Below are 19,545 nucleotides of genomic sequence, written 5' to 3'. Positions count from 1 at the left end.
CTTCTTCTTGGTTTTAAATACTCACATTACAAGGCGTCCCGCGCGACGAACCACGGTTCGCATTTGGCGCGGATATAGGGCCAGAGTTTCGGGCAGCCACGGGCGATTTTGACGCCGACGCGGGCGTCGAGTTGGTGCAGTTTCACGTCATAGGTGCGCCAGGAGCCACCGTCATCGGCGAGGTTGTGCAGCACCGGTTGGCAGCGGTCGATGGATTTGGCATAGATCGCGGTCGGTGTTTCAGCGGCCTCGAATTCGTCCCAGATGGCGCGGAATTCCATGGCCTGATCGGCGGGCAGGAGACCAAAGAGCCGATCTGCGGCGCGGAGTTCGGCCTCTTCCTGCGCTTTCAGAGCTTCAGGGGTCACGGCGCCGTGGATCGGCGTGTCGCCCGCATCAACCTCAACGATGTCGTGCAGCAAAAGCATTTTGATCGCCAGATCGACGTCCACGCCATCGCCCGCATGATCCGCGAGCGTGAGCGCGTAGAGCATGATGTGCCAGCTGTGCTCACCGGTGTTTTCCTTGCGCGACCCATCGGCGATGGGGGTGGCGCGATAGACGGTTTTCAGACGATCCGCCTCGCACCAAAAGGCGAAGCGTTGCGCGAGAACGGGGTCGGCGGCCTCGCCCTCAAAGGCGGCTTCGGTGAAGGCGAAAAGCTTCGGAAGGATGTCTTTGGTTTTCACCGCACGACCCCGGCGCAGGTTGCCTGCGACGATCTCGCGTTCTTCCTCCAATTGCACTTTGGCGCCAATGCTTTGCAGCGCGGGCGCGAGGTAGTCGATGGATTTTGCGAAACGCGCGGTCTCGGTTTCCATCGCTTCGAATTCGGTCCAGATGGCGCGGAAAGTCGTCGCCAGATCCTCGGGCAAAAGCCCATAGATGCGGTCGGCGGCGGCGGACTCGCGCGTGGCGATGTCGTCGGTGTCGTAGAGGATGTGGATCGGGTGATCGCCCGCGTCGACCTCGACAATGTCATGGAGCATCAGCATCTGGATCACGCGGCTCAGGTCGACCGCCTCTGAGGCCAGCGGCGCCATGAGAAAAGCCAAGAGGCAGGCGTGCCAGCTGTGTTCGGCAGAGTTTTCGAACCGGGAGCGGTCCATGACCTGATTGGCGCGCTCTACCGTCTTGAGCCGGTCGGCCTCCATCAGGAAAGCGTATTGGGCGTCGAGGCGGGGGGAGGCGCAGTCTTTGGGCAAGTCAGATCCTAATATTCGATGTCGTCCTCTGCGCCCGGAGGCGGGGCGGAGGCTTCGAGGCCAGCTTTGGCCTCGGCAATGCGTTTTTTCAGGTAGGCGCGCGCGCGGGCCTCAGAGAGGCGAACGCGCGCGGCGGTGAGAAAGGCTTCTTGCGTGGTGATGGACGAGGCGCCGATCACGCGCGCCACGTCCTGGATCAATTCGTCGGTGCCGACGATGTCGAGCGCCGCGATGGTCTCTTTCGCCAGATCGTCGGCGATGTCCTCCATGATCCCCATTGCGATGTGCTCCTTAGCGGGTGTTTTCGGTCAGGCGACGGCGGACATATTCGTCCACGGAGCCGATCATCTGTTCCATATGCGGGTCTTCAAAGAAGTGGCCCGCGCCCTCGATTTCCTCGTGGGTGATGGTGATGCCTTTTTGCTCGTGAAGCTTATTCACCAAGGATTGCGTGTCCTTCGGCGGCGCCACACGGTCGGCGGTGCCGTTGATGATCAGACCGGAGGACGGGCAGGGCGCCAGGAACGAGAAGTCATACATGTTGGCGGGCGGGGCGACCGAGATAAAACCGGTGATCTCCGGGCGACGCATCAAAAGCTGCATGCCAATCCAGGCGCCAAAGGAGAATCCCGCGACCCAGCAATGTTTCGCATTGGGGTTCATCGATTGCAGGTAATCAAGCGCGGAGGCCGCATCGGACAGTTCGCCTACACCTTGGTCATACTCGCCCTGAGACCGGCCCACGCCGCGGAAATTGAACCGCAGCACGGTGAAGCCCATGTTGTGGAAGGCGTAATGCAGGTTGTAGACCACGCGGTTGTTCATCGTGCCGCCAAATTGCGGATGCGGATGAAGAATGATGGCGATGGGGGCGTCTTTTTGCGGTTGCGGGTGGTAGCGGCCTTCTAGCCGGCCTTCTGGGCCGGGAAAAATCACTTCGGGCATAGTCGTCCCTGTCTCCTCATGTCGCTGCGGCCTTGAAGGTGTGTCCTGAGAGGTGTCTTCAGGCCGTGGCGCTCTTTTGCGGCAAAGCCGATGTGGCGGTTTTGCTCTCGTGTCTGTGGCGCGGGCGCTTTATAGTTGACGAAATTGCTCAGGCTATTTAGAAGCATTCTAAATTGACCGAAAGCAAGGCGCACGCGGGTGGTATGGAGGTAAGGCCCTCACGCGCGCACGTCAATGTTTTTGCGCGGCTTTTCGCGTGGCCGTGCATAGGAATCGCTGAAAGCCGGGTTCTAAGGGCCGATGGCGCGGTGAAAACGCGGTCGAAGAGAGGGCATCTGGCCGAAAAGCGGGGCTCAAAACGAAGGGGAAAGCGGATGAAACTGTCCACGAAAGGGCGTTATGCCATGGTGGCGCTGGCCGATCTGGCGCTGCAAAAGGACGATAGCCTGTTGTCGCTGGCGGAAATTGCCAAGCGTCAGGATATCTCGCTTCCCTACCTCGAACAGCTTTTCGTCAAACTGCGCCGTGCTGAGCTTGTGACCTCCGTGCGGGGGCCGGGCGGCGGCTACAAACTGGCGCGACCGGCGTCCGAGATTCGCGTCTCGGACATTTTGGGTGCAGTGGATGAAACCGTCTCGGCGATGCACACGGGCGCGGGTGCGTCTGGTGGTGTGTCTGGCTCTCGGGCGCAGTCGATGACCAACCGTCTCTGGGAAGGTCTGTCCGCGCATGTCTATGTCTTCCTTCACCAGACGCGTCTGTCGGATGTGGTGAAAAACGAACTGCGGCCCTGTCCCGCGGTGCCGACGCTGTTTGCCGTTGTGGATGAAGAGTGAAGCGCTCTTTTGAGTATTTGACCAGCAAAGGAAACCCGTGACCAAGACCCGCACATATCTCGACTGGAACGCCACCGCGCCTTTGTGTCAGGCGGCGCGCGACGCGATGATGGCGGCCATGGATGTGGTCGGCAATCCGTCGTCGGTGCATGGTGAGGGGCGTGCGGCCAAGGCATTGATGGAGCGCGCGCGCAGTCAGGTGGCCGAGGCCTTCGGGGCGCAGGGCGCGGACATCGTCTTTACTTCGGGCGCGACGGAAGCGGCGGCTTTGGCTTTGAGCGGGCGTGGGATACACTGTGCCGAGGTCGAACATGAGGCGGTATCTTCATGGTGTGAGGCCGATTTACCCGTGGATCGTGAGGGGAGCGTGACCGTGACGGCGCCACATGAGAGCGCGCTTCAGGTGGCAAATTCCGAGACGGGGGTCATCCAGAAACTTCCCGAAGGCTTGGCGGTGTGTGACGCAACGCAGGGGTTTGGCAAGATGCCGCTGGCCTTCAACTGGCTGGGCTGCGATATGGCGCTGGTGTCGGCGCATAAGCTCGGCGGGCCGAAGGGCGTGGGCGCTTTGGTGTTGAAGCAGGGCTTGGATGTCGAGGCCGGGATCAAAGGCGGCGGTCAGGAAATGGGGCGCCGTAGCGGCACCGAGAACCTGATCGGCATCGCAGGCTTTGGCGCGGCGGCAGAAGCCGCAAGCAAGGCGCTGGCGAATGGCGTTTGGGAGGAGGTCGCGGAAAAGCGTGATCACCTTGAGGCGCTGATTGCGAATGAGATCGAAGCCCCTATTTTTGTGGGGAAAGGCGCGGCCCGTCTGCCCAATACGATGAGCCTGATCACGCCCGGTTGGAAGGGCGAGACGCAGGTGATGCAGATGGATCTGGCGGGCTTTGCGGTCTCCGCAGGCTCGGCCTGTTCGTCGGGAAAGGTCAAGGCGTCCAAGGTGTTGACCGCGATGGGATACACCGAAGAAGAGGCGGCAAGCGCGCTTCGGGTGTCGATCAGCCCCGAGGTGACGAAAGACGATTTGGAGCGGTTCGCCACAGCTTGGCTGGCCGCCTACGGGCGCTGGCGCAAACGCGCGGCGTAAAGATAAACGAGAGGGCCAGAGGCCCCGGATAGCACATGAGGCGCAAGCCTCCAGAGATACGGTAAGGAGTGATCCCATGGCGGATGACGTACAATTGAAGGATCAGGTCAAAGAGGGCGTCGAGGAAGAAACCGTCGCTGCTGTTCAGGCGCTGGCCGGCAAGTATAAATACGGCTGGGACACGGAAATCGAGATGGAGTATGCGCCGAAGGGCCTCTCCGAGGACATCGTGCGCCTGATTTCCGCCAAGAACGAAGAGCCGGAGTGGATGACCGAATGGCGTCTTGAGGCCTATCGCCGCTGGGTGACGCTCGAGGAGCCGGATTGGGCGATGGTCGAGTATCCCGAGATCGATTTTCAGGACCAGTATTACTACGCGCGTCCGAAATCGATGGAGAAAAAGCCGAAATCCCTGGACGAGGTCGATCCGAAACTTCTGGCGACCTACGAGAAACTGGGCATCTCTTTGAAAGAACAGATGATCCTTGCAGGTGTCGAAGGCGCCGAAGACGTGCCTGCAGACGGCAACAATTCCGAGCGCAAAGTGGCGGTCGATGCGGTGTTTGACTCTGTGTCCGTCGGCACGACCTTCAAGAAAGAACTCGAGAAGGCAGGCGTTATCTTCTGTTCCATCTCGGAAGCCATCAAAGACCACCCGGAACTGGTGAAGAAATATCTCGCCTCTGTGGTACCGATCTCGGACAACTACTATGCGACTCTGAACTCCGCTGTGTTCTCCGATGGGTCCTTTGTCTACATCCCGCCGAACACGCGCTGTCCGATGGAACTGTCGACCTATTTCCGCATCAACGCGGAAAACACCGGCCAGTTCGAACGTACGCTGATCATCGCGGACAAGGGCTCTTATGTGTCCTATCTCGAAGGCTGTACGGCTCCGCAACGCGACACCGCACAGCTTCACGCTGCGGTCGTCGAGATCATCATCGAGGAAGACGCCGAGGTGAAATACTCCACGGTGCAAAACTGGTTCCCCGGCGACGAAGAGGGCAAGGGCGGCATCTACAACTTTGTGACCAAACGTGCGGATTGCCGGGGCGACCGGGCGAAAGTGATGTGGACGCAGGTCGAAACCGGCTCGTCGGTGACGTGGAAATATCCGTCCTGCATCCTGCGCGGCGACGACAGCCAGGGCGAATTCTACTCCATCGCCATCACCAACAACCATCAACAGGCCGACACCGGCACGAAGATGATCCACTTGGGCAAAAACACCAAGTCACGGATCGTCTCCAAAGGCATCTCGGCGGGCGTGGCACAGAACACCTATCGCGGTCAGGTCTCCATGCACCCGAAGGCGAAGAATTCGCGCAACTACACGCAGTGCGACAGCTTGCTGATCGGCGACAAATGCGGGGCGCATACCGTGCCTTACATCGAGGTCAAGAACAACTCGTCGCGCGTGGAACATGAGGCCACCACGTCTAAGGTGGACGACGAACAAATGTTCTACTGCCGCCAGCGGGGCATGGACGAAGAGGAAGCCGTGGCGCTGATCGTCAACGGCTTTGCCAAGGAGGTGCTGCAAGCCCTTCCGATGGAATTCGCCATGGAAGCGCAACAGTTGGTGGCGATTTCGCTTGAGGGGTCCGTGGGCTAACCGGTGCAGTCGCATTCACCTAGAACAGCGGGAGAGAAGACCAATGATCCAATCCGTTTCCAAAAGTGTGGCCAAGGCGCGCCGGATTTATCCGGGGCATGGGGCACGTGCGGCGGGTGAGGGGCGCGAAGTGTCCGTTCTCGTCCTGCTGATGGTGGGCGTTTTCGGGCTGACGATGCTCCATGACGAGATCGTCGCAGAGCTGGTCGAACGGGGCTGGCTCAGCGGTTTGCGGGCGGAAACCTGGGAGGTTTTGCTCTGCGCGGCACTCTTCATGATCTGGAGCCTGCTGATGTTGCGTCTTGTGGCCTGTCTCAACACGGCGCGTCACAACAGAACAGAGGACTGAATATGATCACCACCACGACCCCCTCCATCGAAGGGCGCAAGATCACAGCGTATCATGGCATCGTCACCGGCGAGGCCATCATGGGCGCCAATATCGTGCGCGATCTCTTTGCGCAGGTAACCGACATCATCGGCGGGCGTTCGGGCGCCTATGAGCAAAAGCTGGGCGAGGGACGAGAGACCGCCATTCGCGAGATGCAGGAACGCGCGGCGGTCATGGGGGCCAATGCGGTCGTCGGTGTCGATCTCGATTATGAGGTGATCGGACAGATGCTTATGGTCTCCGCCTCTGGCACAGCCGTTACAGTGGAGTAACCCATGCGCTTCGACCTTTTCCCTATGTTTCTCGCGAGTTCCGCGGGCATTGGCCTTGGCGTTTTCATCGGCGTCTTCATTGGGCTTCTCGTCCGCGTGAAAGCGGGCAAGCGCGAGGGGTTGTTCATGAATTCCGTCGCGGCCACGGCGTTTCTGGCGTCTATCGCCGCGCTTGTGCTGTCGGCGGTGATCAAACTTGTGACCTTCTCCGGCTGACATGATCCACATATGACCCTGCAAAGCGCACATATCCCCGTGTTCGGCCCTGGCGGGCCGGAACTGACCTTCCCCGGGGAGGTCAGGGATTTTGTGTGCGCGCAGTATGATGCGGCTCAGGTGATCGTCGAATATGGCTCCGGCGGATCGACGGCTTATGGTGCCGCACAGGCGGGCAAGACGATCTATTCGATCGAGGGGGATAAGTCCTGGCACAAGGCGATGGAGACCCATTTCGCGGCCTATCCGCCGAAAGCCGAACTGAATCTACTTCATGCCGAGATTGGCGAGACCAAGGAATGGTCTTGGCCCAAAGGCAATGGCAAGTGGTTCAAATACCCGGATTACTGCTTTGGCGTCTGGCAACGGGACGAGCTGAAAGCCCCCGATCTGGTTCTGATCGACGGGCGGTTTCGGGCTGGCTGTTTCTTTGCGACGATGGTGTCGATCACGCGCCCGACGCGTGTGCTGGTCGATGATTATGTCGGGCGCGAAGACAAATATGGCATCATCACCGAGTTTGCCACGCCGACTGCCTTCCACGGCCGGATGGCGCAATTCGACCTCACGCCGATCTCGACGCTGCCGTCCAGCGCGCTTTATAGCCTGCTCAAGGCCTTTCAGGTGAAAGCATGACCATGGCCGATTTCCAAGCTGCTTTCCCTTGTCTCGATCCCTCTCGCGCTTTGGCTCTGCCTGAATTTTGCCACGATTCCGTGATAACCATGGTTAATGTGGGGCATAGCGAAGGTAAAAGGGACCGTGATGGATCAGCATCAGGACTTTCTCAGCCGCATTGGTCGTGTTTCACAGGCGCCGAAAACACGCCTCGAGGGGATGGGCCCCGCGCAAACGCGCACCCATGGCCGCAATCAACGTCTTACAGAAATCATCGAGCGGCATCAGGCAGAGGGCGTGCATGGGCGCGCCTATACAGGCGATCCGCACCTGAGGCTCTCGCTGATCCTGTCCTATGTGCTGGCCTTCGCCATGGGCGGGTTGGCGGCAGTGATCGCACGGGTGTTGCGCTTTCAAATCTCCGGGGCACAAGCCTTGGGCTCTGCGGATGCCGATCTGGCGCTCGACGTCGTCATCGCGATCTTCGTGGCCTTCATTCTGCGCGAAATGGTGTCTCTTTCGGCGGTCAAACGCATGGGAACGCAATTCGCGGGGATTTTGCTGGCCTTCGTGACGATGCACAATGTGGTGCACGAAATGCCCGACCTGTTCTCGAAACTCTTCTCCCAGCAATGGGTGCAACATGTGACGGACACGACCGAGCCGGGCACACTCTACTTCCGAGGCCACAGCTATCACATCTGACCCTGCGCGCGTCTGACGCCGCGTCATCTGTATCGGGCGCAAGAATGCCCGTAACCCGCCCAAATCTTTCCCAAATCTCCGGCCATTCTGAGGCGGAAGATAGAGGAAAGGGGCAGAGAGAAGATGCAGCATCAGCACGCTCAGTTCGCCGACAGGATCAAACGTATCGAGGCCGGAGCGCCCAATACATTCGCGACCGTCTACACGGGCCTTCAGGACGTGGATACACCGAAGGGCAAACGTGTCTCGGGCGTCAAACACCATGGTGTCGTGCAAGAAGAGCGCTTGCTCAAACGCACGCTCTTGGCCATGGGGCTCAAATCCGGCCTTCTGAAATTGATTGCACTGGGCTCCGGCCTGCTGATCTTTTTGCATTTTTCGGGCGTCTGATCGCATCAAGCACCCGTTCTGATATGGCGCGATCTCGCGCCTCAACCTCCACACACGCACATGAAAAACACACAGGCGCCTGCCGGGTTCTCCCGCGCGGGCCCTTTCTCGTGAAAGGACAATAATATGTTGGAAATCAAAAACCTCCACGTCAAACTTGAAGAAGAGGATAAGCAAATCCTCAAAGGCGTCGACCTGAAAGTCGGCGAGGGCGAAGTGCATGCCATCATGGGCCCGAACGGCTCCGGCAAGTCTACCACTTCCTACGTGCTCTCTGGCCGTGACGGCTATGAGGTGACCGAGGGTGAAGTGTTGCTCGACGGTGAAAACATCCTCGAACTGGAGCCGGAAGAGCGCGCCGCAGCTGGTTTGTTTTTGGCATTCCAATACCCGGTTGAAATTCCGGGCGTTGGCAACATGACCTTCCTGCGCACCGCCGTGAATGCGCAACGCAAAGCGCGTGGGCAGGAGGAACTGTCGGCCACTGATTTCCTGAAAGAGATCCGCGCCAAGGCGAAATCGCTCAAAATCGACGCCGAAATGCTGAAGCGTCCGGTCAATGTCGGCTTCTCCGGCGGTGAGAAAAAGCGCAATGAAATTCTTCAGATGGCGATGCTGGAGCCGAAGCTCTGTATCCTCGATGAAACCGACTCCGGCCTCGACGTGGATGCGATGAAACTGGTGTCCGAAGGCGTGAACGCGCTGCGCGACGGCAAGCGTTCCTTCATCGTGATCACCCACTACCAGCGTCTTCTGGACCACATCAAACCCGATGTCGTGCACATCATGTCCAACGGCCGGATCATCAAGACCGGTGGCCCCGAGCTGGCGCTTGAGGTCGAGAACAACGGCTATGCCGATCTTCTGGCCGAGGTGGAGGGCGCCTGATGAACCGCGCAGAGTTGAAACAACGTAAATTGGACGCCACCAGCGTCCGCCTTGAAGGCATGACCCTGCCTGCAGGCGCGGCTTGGGCAGAGGCGCTGCGTCAGGACGCTTTGAGCCGCTTGCTCGCCATGGGTTTGCCGCAGGGGCGTGACGAATATTGGCGCTGGACCCGTCCGGACACTTTGAATGCTGACGCGGCCAAACCCGCAGTGGTGTTCCACGCCGATGAGGCGCCGGTGTTTTCCGGCATCGACCGGATCAAGCTGGTCTTCGTCGATGGTGTTTTCGATGCCGAGGCCTCTGACGCGCTTGAGGGCGAAAACCTTGAGATCATGCGTTTGTCTGATGCGCTCTCCGCCGACATCCATTGGGTGAAGGACGCTTATGGCGTGCAGGAGAAAAAGGCGCAGGAGCCCGTCGAGCGCCCGTTTGCGACGCTCAACACCGCATTCGCCACCGATGGCGTGGTGATCCGTGCCACGGGCAAAGTCGCGAAGCCGGTCTCTTTGGTCTATCTGCACCGCGACGAGACCTCTGACGCGATTCTGCACCATGTGATCCGCGTTGAAGATGGGGCTGATCTGACGGTTCTGGAAAACGGTCCGGCGGCGGCACGGTTCAACAAGGTGATGGAGGTCGAAGTCTCAGACAAGGCAGCGTTCCACCATGTCCGTGCGCAGGGCCGTGATCACGAACGTCGTGCGGTCACGCATGTGTTCGCGACCATCGGGCAAGAGGCTTTGTTCAAGAGCTTCACCATGACCGCCAATGGCGTTTTGACCCGCAACGAAGTGGTGCTCGACATCCAAGGCGACGACTCTATGGCGCATGTCGCCGGCGCGGCTCTGGGCGATGGCGATTTCCACCACGACGACACGGTGTTCATCACCCATGATGCAGAGCGCTGCGAAAGCCGTCAGGTGTTCAAGAAAGTGCTGCGCAACGGTGCGAAAGGTGTGTTCCAGGGTAAGATTCTGGTGAAAGCGGGTGCGCAAAAGACCGACGGCTATCAGATCAGCCAAGGTCTTTTGCTCGATGGCGACAGCCAGTTCCTCGCCAAGCCGGAGCTTGAGATCTACGCCGATGACGTCGCCTGTTCGCATGGCTCGACCGTGGGGGCAATCGACGAGGAGGCTCTGTTCTACCTGCGCTCGCGCGGCGTGCCGACGGCGGAGGCGACCGATCTTTTGACGCTGGCCTTCCTCGCCGAAGCCATTGAGGAGATCGAAGACGAGGCCATCGCCGAAGACATCCTGCATCGTCTCGAAGGCTGGCTGACCCGCCGCCGCGTGGGCTGAGCCTGAGCGATCCATGGGCGTCGTCACCGATATCGCAAAGAGCTACCGCGCGCCGCGCGCGGTGCTCCGTCACAGGCTGGCGGGCGGGGAGAATGAGGGCAGCGCTCTTGTCACCCTGATGCTGGCCTGTGGGCTCATTTTTGTCGCGCAGTGGCCGCGTCTGTCGCGCGTGGCCTTCGAGACCGGCCAAGAGGTGCAAATGCTGATGGGGGCCACTTTGCTAAGCTGGCTTTTTATCATGCCTTTGGTCTTTTACGTGCTGGCAGGCCTCGTGGCCTTTGTCCTGCGTCTTTCAAAATCTCCTGCGACGGGGTTTGAAACTCGTATGGCGCTGTTTTGGGGGCTTTTGTGTGCCGCGCCTCTGTGGCTCCTCTGGGGTCTGACCGCAGGCTTTGTGGGCCCCGGTGCAGCCACAACTGCGGTGGGCGTTTTGGCGCTTGCCGCCTTGATCTATTTCTGGGGCGCGATGCTGTCTGAAGTCGCCCGAAAAGTTGAGAAAGAGAGCTGAGATGTTTGACGTCAACGCCATTCGTGCCGATTTTCCGATCCTGTCACGGCAGGTCAACGGTCAGCCTCTGACCTATCTCGACAGCGGTGCCTCGGCGCAGAAGCCGCAGGTGGTGATTGACGCGATCACCAAGGCTTATTCTGAGGAATATGCCAATGTTCACCGTGGCTTGCACTATCTCTCTAACCTTGCGACCGACAAGTATGAGAACGTGCGTCAGGTGGTGGCAAAGTTCCTGAACGCCGGTCATGAGGACGAGATTGTCTTTACCTCCGGCACCACCGAGGGGATCAACCTTGTCGCCTATTCCTGGGCGATGGAGAACTTGCAGCCCGGCGACGAGATCGTACTCTCCGTCTTGGAACATCACGCCAACATCGTGCCGTGGAATTTTCTGCGCGAACGTCAGGGCGTCGTTCTGAAATGGGTCGATTGCGCGGCCGACGGATCGCTTGATCCGCAGGCAGTGATCGACGCCATGGGACCGAAGACCAAACTTGTCGCTGTGACGCAAATGTCCAACGTCACCGGCACGCGGGTCGATGTGAAAACCATCTGCCACGCCGCCCGCGAGAAGGGCATCGCGACTCTCATCGATGGCTCGCAAGGCGCGGTGCACGGACCCGTCGATGTGCAGGACATCGGTTGCGATTTCTATCCTATCACCGGCCACAAACTTTACGGTCCTTCAGGGTCCGGCGCGATCTATATCCGGGCCGAACGTCAGGCCGAGATGCGGCCTTTTATGGGCGGTGGCGACATGATCGACACGGTGACGAAAGATGCCGTGACCTATGCCAAACCGCCGCTGAAATTCGAGGCCGGCACACCGGGCATCGTCCAGACCATCGGCATGGGTGTGGCGCTCGATTACCTGATGCAGATCGGGATGGAGAACGTCGCCGCCTATGAGGCCAAATTGGCCGCTTACGCGTCCGAGAAGCTGCAAAACCTGAACTGGCTCAATGTGCAGGGCACGGCGCCGGGCAAGGGGGCGATTTTCTCCTTCACCATGGAAGGGGCGCATCCGCACGACATTTCGACCGTTTTGGACAAAAAAGGCGTCGCGGTGCGCGCGGGTAGCCATTGCGCCATGCCGTTGATGCAGCATCTCGGCGTCACCGCAACCTGCCGCGCTTCGTTTGCCATGTATAATACCACCGAGGAAGTCGACCGTCTGGTCGAGGCGTTGGAGCTTTGCCGGGAATTCTTTGGCTAAGCGCCTGTGCAAATCCTGAGACGGGCGCGGAAAACCGATTGCGCGCCCGTTTTTCATCCCCTATAGAAACCCCACTGACGCGGTCAGCCCGCGCACCCATAGCTCAGCTGGATAGAGCGCTGCCCTCCGAAGGCAGAGGCCAGAGGTTCGAATCCTCTTGGGTGCGCCAAACACATTTGAAACCATTGGGAATTTAAGGATTTTTGGGAGCTTACCCCATATCTACCCCATATGCTTTTTCGGCTAGGGGCAGCCGTGTTAGCGAGCCACACACAAAGACTGTCTCCGAATTTTCATTCGGCGCTAAATAAGTCCAATGATCTTTATTTCGATTGAGGGCTGCGGAAGGAAGCCGGTGCTTCTGGCATTTGGCTATGTTTTCAGATTTCAGACTTGAATTTCCATGACACCATCCAACATTCGTCGATGCGCCGAAATATAACGAGGCGCAAGGTCTTTAATTTGTTGAATTGGCGCGGGAAGGTCTTCGTTGTAGCCGTAGCGATGTGGGGCCAATCCGACCAACTCACCAAAAGTTTCGTCAAAATACTCGTCCAGCATGAACAATCGGGAAGCGTCCATCCTTGAGGCTTCATCGTATTCATCCGCGAATCTTGATATGCTTTCAGGCGAAAGCTCCCCGCGGGGTAGATACTTTTCAATGATCCCTTCTCTTGCCAAAGCGTCTTCAAATGTCATGACCATTAAAAGAGGGAGGTCAATAGGATGCTCCCTATACATTCTCGTTAGCAAATCCATTCTTTCGTATGCGCGCTTAATTTGGCGAATTGATGGCCCCTCGTTTTCAACGATTCTAACGAGAAGCTCCAGCATTGGCTTTGGACCAAACGTCGCAACGTCGCCATAGGGAATGCTAACGCTAAGGTCTTTGAATGCTTCCTCAGCTAGAAGTGCCGACATACCCGCTTTAGGCTTCAATCGAAGTCGCAAGTCGATGAATTTCTCCAAGTAAAGCTCGCCCTGATTTCCAGTGCCGAGCCGATGATGCGCGATACTTTCCAAATAACTGTGATTAACCATCAAACAAAATACAAACCCTTGCCTGCCGAATACGAGCTTTAGGGACTCGAGCAACAATATCGCATATTCAGGGCGGCAACGATCTAGCTCGTCGATGATAATGATTATCCTATTGTTTTCGTATCCGTCGGTTAATGTGTCTCTGATGGAGTCAATTTGCTCTGGGAGTTCGTGAATTCTTGCGTGTTCCGCCGCCAGATGGGTGGCAATCATGTGTCCTGCGGCCTTGGAAAGTCCTTCCTTTAATTCATCGACGCTTTCGTCGATCTGCTGAATATCTGGGGATTTATCCTTAACCCAATCCGCGCCAGCTTCGATGAGCTCTTCTGCACCATTTCGAAGAAGAACACGGAGCGTTGATCGCCCCAATAGCCCGCCGAGCTGCAAAGCCTTGTTTTTCAGCTTGGCGGAAAGCGGCTCTCCCTCCCTCGACTTCTCCGAAAGAAGTGCGCCCATGAAAGTTATTAAGGGGTCGCCCGAATGGTCCGACTGCTGAGCGTCAATTGCAATGACCCTCTCACCGGATGCTTCCAACTCCTTGGTCCACCTCTCTCGAAAGAAGGTCTTTCCATGACCAAAGGGCGCCTCGATGGAAATCACTTTACTATCCGAAATTGACTTCACGATGTTGGTAAATGCGGCGCCAATTTTTGAATACCCGAGTCGATCGTCGCACCAAACGTCGTCTTCATCAATTGAGCCTTTCATTTTCTCCCTCATCTTGGCGCTTGTGCCGAATAACGGTTCGATACTATTTACAAACCACGAAGTCGAAGGCTCGAACACCCCATAATATCAACTAGTAGAAAGCTTTCTTGATTGAGTGCCAATGTTCGGCGCTTCGATCTTGACGAAATATCTTCGCGACTGACCTTTTCATACTCGGTCTTCGCGTGGCCAAGTTGCTGCACTTGGAAGGGAGCGCAGCTATGAGCTAAGACTGGTCGTCCTCTGCGCGAGGCTTGAAAGTCAGCTATGAACTGAAAGTCTACTCAGGGTAGGCGGTTCTATCCGGCGCGCGGCATTGACTTCGCTGTGCCGTTGACCGTGGTCTGTCGCTTCATGTCCTGTTTGGCCTTCCATGCAGAGTAATGCGGGTTCTGAGGTGTCGGGATCATCTTGCCGGTCTCGGCGTCTTCAACTGAATAGGGCGGTTTGTTGTAATCGGGTTTTGTCATTCGTCTGTCTCCTCTTTGGGCGGTGGTGGCAGTTTGGTCGCGGCGTACTGTTCTTTGTTCGGAGCGAAGAACGGAATGCCCATGGCAATCTGGCGCATGGTGAAGCGCGGGCCGTCTGGGTTGAAAGGGTCGGGGTCGTCGGGGTGGACGCACACGGCACGGTCTTCCTGCGGGAACGGGTCGGCAACGGTCACGTTGTTGGTGACGTTGGTCTCGGGCAGGCCGGAGACGTTGAAGTTCTCCATGAGGCCGAGGTCGCGGGCCATAAATCCGGCGTTGTACGTGCCAACGGCTGCGCCCGAATACTTCTCGTCAAAGATGATATTGCGGAAATGCTCCATCACCGGGTGGAAGCGCTCAACCGCGTTCTTGGCGTCTGGGTTCGACCATGCGTTGAGCGTCATTTGCGACACGCCAAGGAACGAACACAGGCCAGTAAGCGTTGGCACCCGTGCGAGGTTGACTTTGTGCGTCTTGCCGACACCGTCATGGTGGAAGAATTTGGCTTCATGGCGCGGGTTGCCGACGCACCAGCGCAGATAGGCGCGACATGCCTCCCAAAGCTCCATGGGGCTGTCGAAGCGGGCAGGGTTGCCGCTTCCGTTCTCGCGCAGCGACGAGGTGGGTGTATCGTCAAAGCCTACGGGAATTTCCCAAATGGCTTCGGGATCGGGGCAGTAGTCCAGATACTTGTCCAGAAGGGGGCTGTTCACGCGGTTGGTCTTACCTTGCGCCATTGGCGTTTTCTCCTAAGCGCCCATTGCGGGGGCCATAAAGGTTTGTTTGCATTGCGCTACATCTGGCCATGATCGCGCCACCCCTGCATTTACCCCGGCTAATCAGCGCCGGTCTGACGCGGTGGCTTGGTTGGAAGCTCCTCCGGCGGGTTCTGTGTGCACGGCGGGACGTCGTGCACGCTCATTTGCGCCACCCAAGCCCGAACAACGGTTGCGTCTCTTTCTCGTTCTTCGCAGGCACGTCCGGTTTGCGGTTCGCCTTGGCGCGTTCAGCTTCCGGCACGTTCTGATTGCCAACTGGGGCGCTCGCCTCTTTGATTACCTTGGCACCAGTGGTGCCTTGGCCTGCCGTGTAGGTCTTGGCCTCGATTTTCGGCGCTGCGAAGCGCTGCATCTTCACGGTTGCCACATCGGCGCGCTTGATCCTGATCCAGCCTTGCGTGCGGCTGTCCATGCCGAACTCGCCATGCACCCATCCCAAAAGCTCGTCCACCTCTTCGGGTTCCAGCGGGTGCGCATTAGGCAAGGCCAGCCAGTCGGAAAGGCGTTTGGGCGAAACGCGGGTGGCAATGAGCATGTTCTGGCGCTCGTCGCCAGTTTGCCGCGAAAGTCGGGCCTGCAAAACTTCAACGTCCATTCTTCAGTTCCTTGATTGCTTGTTTGAATTCGGCCATTGATTGCGCCATGCCGCCGGTCGGTGCGAAGGCGGCTTTCATGGCGCGAATGTCGCTCAACATTTTGGCCTCGCGGCTGTCAGAGTAGGCCATGACGCATTCGCTGTTGCAGGGAATGGTCACGACACTGATTTCGCGCAGGTCCAGCTTGTTGATCTTGAAATACGGCTCGGGGGCGTTGTCGATAAAATCAACGTCCACCAGCCGATAGCCGATAGAATAGGACAGCCCGCCGTTTGCGCGGATCGCAGCGGCGAGGTCTTTGGCGTAGCTGATGCCTTCATCAAGCTCAGCCTCCATCCAAAGGCCGCTGTTGCGCATTTCCAGTTTGGTGATCGCGCCAATGGGCATCCGGGTGTCGTGGTATGCAAGGAGCTTGATACCCTTCGGGCCGCTGATCCCGTATTTGGCAATGCTGTCAGCGAAGGCGCTCGGCAACACCATGTCGCGGGCGCTGTCGATTGAAATGTGGCTGGCGTATCCTTCGATGAACATGGCGTTAGCCTTTCTGGTCCATGGCAGCCAGCTTGAGCTTGAGATTGTCGAGCTGCATCTTTTCGTATGCCGATGCGTCCTTGCCCTTGGCCTCAAGCGCGGCGACCTCTTTCGTGATCTTGTCTTTCAAGCTCATTTGCTTTGTTCCTTACGTTGGATTTCGCGGCGGAGTGCTGCCTTGGCCCGTTCAAGCTTGGACGACTGCAAATCTTGCAATTGGGCGCGTGTGGCTTCGGGATCAGGCATGTTCGACCTCCGCCATGAATTTCGCGCCGTTCACCAAAACGCGCACTTGCTCGTTGCTCAGCCCGCAAGCGAGTAGGGAGCCGCGCATTTCGTCAATGCTGGAATAGAGCGGCGCTTCGCCCCGTGCATCGCTCAGAAAGAGCGCGGTTTGCATAACCACCTCCGCTGGGGGCGTCGTGGCGAGCAGATGCTTTGCGAAGGTGACGAGTTCATTGGCAACCGTGGGGGCGAGGCCGAAGCGCAGTTGCAGATATTCCCGCATGGAGCTTTCGTCGCCGATCTCCGCCATGGCCGGAAATCCGGCTTTCTCAGCTTCCAGCGTCATGCCCTTGAGCAGATAGCCGCGCGCAAGCTCGGACGCGCTCATGCCTTTGGACTTGGCGAGGGATGCAAAATCCTGATGCAGTTCCGGCGAGACCAGTGCAGTGATCAGTCTGTCTTGTGCCATTAGTTCACCTTTTGTTCTTTTTGGGTTTGCAGCGGCTCGGTGTGCCGTAAGCACCTAGGCCCATAATAGGGCCTCTTAGGGCTATCGCAAATGAAATTTTTTGAAATTTAATTAATGTTTACATTGTGTTGTGATGTGAAATTAATGTTATTTCGGGTGTGGTCAAATCGCTCCCTGAGTCCATCTAGGAAGTTATTTTGCCCCAACTTCGACAAGAGCAATAAGCCTCTTCCCTTCTGGATCAGGCTATGCTTCAAATACCCCCGTCAACCGATGGGGGTATTTTTATGGAACTGGTTCTTGTAGGTTTGTTTTCGGTCATTAACGGGATCCTCGTCGCAAATGATGTGCCTAAAGAAGTAACCTTATCTGAGCAGGTTATTGAACAATGCGAGGAGCAGGCGCGCATCGCAGCCGCTGTCGCTTACTGGGTTAAGGCGGATGATTTATCTATTCCAGTGGATATGGTGACGAAAGACTACATCCCCGTTTATGAGGATTTTGCGCGTGAATTCAGGGGATCATACCGTGAATTCGGAGATTTGATTAAGCGTGAGTGTTATGCCCGAAATGAGGAAAGTATGCGAGTGAGTGACATCCTCAAAAACGGTTACTGAGCTTTTCAAAATCTGATGTGAGAAGGTCCACTCTTTTGTGGACCTTTTTGTTGCCGTGGGATCTGGATTCGAAACTTAAAAAGCGTCTAGTAAAAGGCAGGCAAATAGGCGAATGCCGTATTTGGCCTCTCGGGCATACAAAAAATGTTACTGGATATTCGTTGTGAAGAATGACCCGCTGACGTCAGTGTTCAAAAAAAATCTCTCCAAGATGCTAGATAAGAACGGAATTTACCCCACCCAGCTATCGTTAGATATTGGAAGTTCGCGTGGGTATATTAGTATGTTGCTTAAAGGGGACCATTCTCCAACACTTAGAACAGTAGAAAAGATTGCCGATGCGCTAGGTGTAAACTGGATTGATCTTCTGGCGGACCAGGAATGAGGCCAGAATTTCCGCCGCAACCTTGTGGATGAGACAGCTACCCCAAGTCAAACAAGCTGTATTAATGTCATGGATTATGCTCTCCGAGAGGGGGTATTGAATGGGGTATCTGATCGGATCGGGGAAATTCGCGTTTGCAATCAAGTCTGAGCGGCTGCTTTGTTGGGCTTATAATTGGCAGCCGTGGGTGGAGGGCCGGGCGCGCGGGCTGCACCGGCGGGGAGGCTATTTGATTGCGCGAAGCGCCGTCTAGGCCGTCCAAATTCATGCCTTTGGCGCTTTGAAGGGCTGGGAGGGCGGAAATGGGCTGCACGGCATTTGCGCGGACGGAGCCGCATTTCGCTGCATCCGCAGTCTGCAGCGGTTCGAGCGTCGGCAATGTGCAGGGAAGCGAGCTTTGCAAAGTTCGGGCGATTCCGCATAAGGGAATAGACGACCGGCGCAGGGCCGACCTCGGATTAAATTCCTACAGGCGGTTGCTCCGAGGTCCAGTCGACAGCTCAACTAGTCGAGTGTAAGCCTGTTATTTAATGTTATCAGGAAGACGAATGATTAACGCCGATTTATTAGACATCATGCAATTCATTGCATACGTGACCTTGACTGCAACCGGTATCACCGTTGCTGTCATCTCCCTTCGCCACTCGTATCGAAATAATTTTGGCTGGCCCCCGATCCTGCTGGATGTAACTCACGGTTTAAAGTCGAAGAACGTCGAAGACCGTTTGGGTTGTGCGATATTTGTCGAGTTAGAGTTATGGAACCGCCGAACCTATCCTGTGGTGCTTCGACGCCTCGTGGTTACATCATCCCGCGTGGAATTCGACGAAAGACACGGAAGATCAAGCCCGGAAGATGACTGGGTTTTTATGTCCTCGCAGCGCGCAGAATACAGGCCAAAGCATGTCCTAAACGGTGGTGAACACCTTGAGATCAGCTTTGAGGGTACTCTGTTTGAGGGCCAAAGCCTTGATGATCTCGATACAGATTTACTATTCGAATGTCACCATTATGACCCGCAGCGCGATAAGCAATACGTTCTTAGAAGGCCGCTTCATTACGTCATGAAGGCCAAGCCAGAGATGTTTACCGCCCAATTTCTAAAAAAGCTCATGGACCATTAGCGAGTTTACGTTTCTGGACATACAGACTGTTTGCAACGGATCACCGCAATACCCGTAGCGCAGACTTTGATGAAGGGGCGGCGAAAAGCTACCTTCCTGCCATTTAGATGCACAGGACAAGGAATCAAAACGTTCTGACATACGGCACTAAGGGCTCAAAGCGGACCTGTGGCGGCGCTGCACAATTCAGCTGGGATTTGGCGGACGTCTGATCGGGGGCAGGTGGTGAGGAGCTGGGAATATCCTGTCAAGTCGTTATTGGCTGTTTGTTGGATGCTCTGGCAGCCGTGGGGGCGGCTCGTTAAGGTTTTTATAGGTGGGTTGCTGCATCTGTCCATTTTTCAAACATCAATCGGCCGCTGTCGGTTGTTGTTGCAAGCCACGCTATATAGAGTACCCCCTCC

26 protein-coding genes and 1 tRNA gene are annotated in these 19,545 nt (G+C 57.1%); 17 read left to right on the top strand and 10 right to left on the bottom strand.

Features of this window, described 5'->3' with window-relative positions; translation table 11 throughout:
• Window positions 1-26 precede the first annotated feature (26 nt).
• From J5Y17_RS17560 to J5Y17_RS17550, 3 genes are read right to left on the bottom strand one after another with little or no spacing between them, the layout of a single operon-like run.
• A complete protein-coding gene (locus J5Y17_RS17560) occupies window positions 27-1,205 on the bottom strand; it encodes an HD family hydrolase (protein WP_255572196.1) in 1,179 nt (392 codons plus the stop codon).
• A gap of 8 nt (window positions 1,206-1,213) precedes the next feature.
• The gene (locus J5Y17_RS17555) at window positions 1,214-1,483 is read right to left on the bottom strand and encodes a hypothetical protein (RefSeq protein WP_219787144.1); all 270 of its coding nucleotides are present in this window, start codon (window positions 1,481-1,483) and stop codon (window positions 1,214-1,216) included.
• A 13-nt stretch (window positions 1,484-1,496) separates the two neighbouring features.
• On the bottom strand, window positions 1,497-2,150 hold the full coding sequence (locus J5Y17_RS17550; protein ID WP_219787142.1) for an alpha/beta hydrolase: 654 nt from the start codon (window positions 2,148-2,150) through the stop codon (window positions 1,497-1,499).
• Between the two features lie 374 nt (window positions 2,151-2,524).
• Between J5Y17_RS17550 and J5Y17_RS17545 the strand changes: the two genes are divergently transcribed.
• The 14 genes from J5Y17_RS17545 to J5Y17_RS17480 all read left to right on the top strand — a co-directional run bounded on the left by J5Y17_RS17545 (window position 2,525) and on the right by J5Y17_RS17480 (window position 12,365).
• A complete protein-coding gene (locus J5Y17_RS17545; RefSeq protein ID WP_219787140.1) occupies window positions 2,525-2,986 on the top strand; it encodes an Rrf2 family transcriptional regulator in 462 nt (153 codons plus the stop codon).
• 37 nt (window positions 2,987-3,023) lie between these two features.
• On the top strand, window positions 3,024-4,073 hold the full coding sequence (locus J5Y17_RS17540) for an aminotransferase class V-fold PLP-dependent enzyme (protein ID WP_219787138.1): 1,050 nt from the start codon (window positions 3,024-3,026) through the stop codon (window positions 4,071-4,073).
• 76 nt (window positions 4,074-4,149) lie between these two features.
• Window positions 4,150-5,691 (top strand): Fe-S cluster assembly protein SufB, encoded by a 1,542-nt coding sequence (gene sufB / locus J5Y17_RS17535; RefSeq protein WP_219787136.1) that lies wholly within the window; start codon window positions 4,150-4,152, stop codon window positions 5,689-5,691.
• Between the two features lie 43 nt (window positions 5,692-5,734).
• On the top strand, window positions 5,735-6,040 hold the full coding sequence (locus J5Y17_RS17530) for a hypothetical protein (protein ID WP_219787134.1): 306 nt from the start codon (window positions 5,735-5,737) through the stop codon (window positions 6,038-6,040).
• A 2-nt stretch (window positions 6,041-6,042) separates the two neighbouring features.
• Window positions 6,043-6,354 carry a heavy metal-binding domain-containing protein gene (locus J5Y17_RS17525; RefSeq protein WP_219787132.1) on the top strand — a complete coding sequence of 104 codons (312 nt, stop codon included), beginning with the start codon at window positions 6,043-6,045 and terminating at the stop codon, window positions 6,352-6,354.
• 3 nt (window positions 6,355-6,357) lie between these two features.
• Complete coding sequence (locus J5Y17_RS17520) at window positions 6,358-6,570, top strand: hypothetical protein (RefSeq protein ID WP_219787130.1); 213 nt, start codon at window positions 6,358-6,360, stop codon at window positions 6,568-6,570.
• Between the two features lie 12 nt (window positions 6,571-6,582).
• The gene (locus J5Y17_RS17515) at window positions 6,583-7,206 is read left to right on the top strand and encodes a hypothetical protein (protein ID WP_219787129.1); all 624 of its coding nucleotides are present in this window, start codon (window positions 6,583-6,585) and stop codon (window positions 7,204-7,206) included.
• Between the two features lie 129 nt (window positions 7,207-7,335).
• Complete coding sequence (locus tag J5Y17_RS17510) at window positions 7,336-7,893, top strand: hypothetical protein (RefSeq protein ID WP_219787127.1); 558 nt, start codon at window positions 7,336-7,338, stop codon at window positions 7,891-7,893.
• A gap of 123 nt (window positions 7,894-8,016) precedes the next feature.
• A complete protein-coding gene (locus J5Y17_RS17505) occupies window positions 8,017-8,283 on the top strand; it encodes a hypothetical protein (protein WP_219787125.1) in 267 nt (88 codons plus the stop codon).
• A 126-nt stretch (window positions 8,284-8,409) separates the two neighbouring features.
• The gene (sufC, locus tag J5Y17_RS17500) at window positions 8,410-9,171 is read left to right on the top strand and encodes a Fe-S cluster assembly ATPase SufC (protein ID WP_219787123.1); all 762 of its coding nucleotides are present in this window, start codon (window positions 8,410-8,412) and stop codon (window positions 9,169-9,171) included.
• On the top strand, window positions 9,171-10,469 hold the full coding sequence (gene sufD, locus J5Y17_RS17495; protein ID WP_219787121.1) for a Fe-S cluster assembly protein SufD: 1,299 nt from the start codon (window positions 9,171-9,173) through the stop codon (window positions 10,467-10,469). The genes sufC and sufD overlap by 1 nt, the downstream gene beginning before the upstream one ends.
• Before the next feature lie 13 nt (window positions 10,470-10,482).
• A complete protein-coding gene (locus tag J5Y17_RS17490) occupies window positions 10,483-10,977 on the top strand; it encodes a YIP1 family protein (RefSeq protein ID WP_219787118.1) in 495 nt (164 codons plus the stop codon).
• A 1-nt stretch (window position 10,978) separates the two neighbouring features.
• The gene (locus tag J5Y17_RS17485; protein ID WP_219787116.1) at window positions 10,979-12,196 is read left to right on the top strand and encodes a cysteine desulfurase; all 1,218 of its coding nucleotides are present in this window, start codon (window positions 10,979-10,981) and stop codon (window positions 12,194-12,196) included.
• Between the two features lie 92 nt (window positions 12,197-12,288).
• A tRNA-Arg gene (locus J5Y17_RS17480) sits at window positions 12,289-12,365 on the top strand.
• Window positions 12,366-12,583: 218 nt separating this feature from the next.
• On the opposite strand, the gene J5Y17_RS17475 is transcribed toward J5Y17_RS17480, so the two are convergent.
• From J5Y17_RS17475 to J5Y17_RS17450, 7 genes are all read right to left on the bottom strand, one after another.
• The gene (locus J5Y17_RS17475) at window positions 12,584-13,945 is read right to left on the bottom strand and encodes a P-loop NTPase fold protein (protein WP_219787114.1); all 1,362 of its coding nucleotides are present in this window, start codon (window positions 13,943-13,945) and stop codon (window positions 12,584-12,586) included.
• A 299-nt stretch (window positions 13,946-14,244) separates the two neighbouring features.
• A complete protein-coding gene (locus J5Y17_RS17470; RefSeq protein ID WP_219787112.1) occupies window positions 14,245-14,415 on the bottom strand; it encodes a hypothetical protein in 171 nt (56 codons plus the stop codon).
• Entirely contained in the window at window positions 14,412-15,152 is a 741-nt protein-coding gene (locus J5Y17_RS17465; RefSeq protein WP_219787111.1) for a DNA-packaging protein, read from the bottom strand. Before J5Y17_RS17465 ends, J5Y17_RS17470 begins: the two co-directional genes overlap by 4 nt.
• A gap of 181 nt (window positions 15,153-15,333) precedes the next feature.
• On the bottom strand, window positions 15,334-15,789 hold the full coding sequence (locus J5Y17_RS17460) for a hypothetical protein (RefSeq protein ID WP_219787109.1): 456 nt from the start codon (window positions 15,787-15,789) through the stop codon (window positions 15,334-15,336).
• Window positions 15,779-16,321 carry an HK97 family phage prohead protease gene (locus J5Y17_RS17455; RefSeq protein ID WP_219787107.1) on the bottom strand — a complete coding sequence of 181 codons (543 nt, stop codon included), beginning with the start codon at window positions 16,319-16,321 and terminating at the stop codon, window positions 15,779-15,781. The genes J5Y17_RS17460 and J5Y17_RS17455 overlap by 11 nt, the downstream gene beginning before the upstream one ends.
• Before the next feature lie 4 nt (window positions 16,322-16,325).
• Complete coding sequence (locus tag J5Y17_RS19250) at window positions 16,326-16,457, bottom strand: hypothetical protein (RefSeq protein ID WP_255572194.1); 132 nt, start codon at window positions 16,455-16,457, stop codon at window positions 16,326-16,328.
• Between the two features lie 102 nt (window positions 16,458-16,559).
• Complete coding sequence (locus J5Y17_RS17450) at window positions 16,560-17,015, bottom strand: hypothetical protein (protein ID WP_219787105.1); 456 nt, start codon at window positions 17,013-17,015, stop codon at window positions 16,560-16,562.
• A gap of 287 nt (window positions 17,016-17,302) precedes the next feature.
• Between J5Y17_RS17450 and J5Y17_RS17445 the strand changes: the two genes are divergently transcribed.
• The 3 genes from J5Y17_RS17445 (at window position 17,303) to J5Y17_RS17435 (ending at window position 19,141) form a co-directional block, all read left to right on the top strand.
• Window positions 17,303-17,632, top strand: a complete 330-nt coding sequence (locus tag J5Y17_RS17445) for a hypothetical protein (protein ID WP_219787103.1) — start codon at window positions 17,303-17,305, stop codon at window positions 17,630-17,632.
• 112 nt (window positions 17,633-17,744) lie between these two features.
• On the top strand, window positions 17,745-18,017 hold the full coding sequence (locus J5Y17_RS19350; protein WP_370628998.1) for a helix-turn-helix transcriptional regulator: 273 nt from the start codon (window positions 17,745-17,747) through the stop codon (window positions 18,015-18,017).
• A gap of 548 nt (window positions 18,018-18,565) precedes the next feature.
• Window positions 18,566-19,141, top strand: coding sequence for a hypothetical protein (locus tag J5Y17_RS17435; protein ID WP_219787099.1), 576 nt, complete (start codon window positions 18,566-18,568; stop codon window positions 19,139-19,141).
• Window positions 19,142-19,545 lie beyond the last annotated feature (404 nt).

Source organism: Celeribacter sp. PS-C1 (genome assembly GCF_019429625.1).
GTDB lineage: Bacteria > Pseudomonadota > Alphaproteobacteria > Rhodobacterales > Rhodobacteraceae > Celeribacter.
Note: the sequence above shows the minus strand (reverse complement) of the source record. Positions and strands in the feature narration are given on the sequence as shown.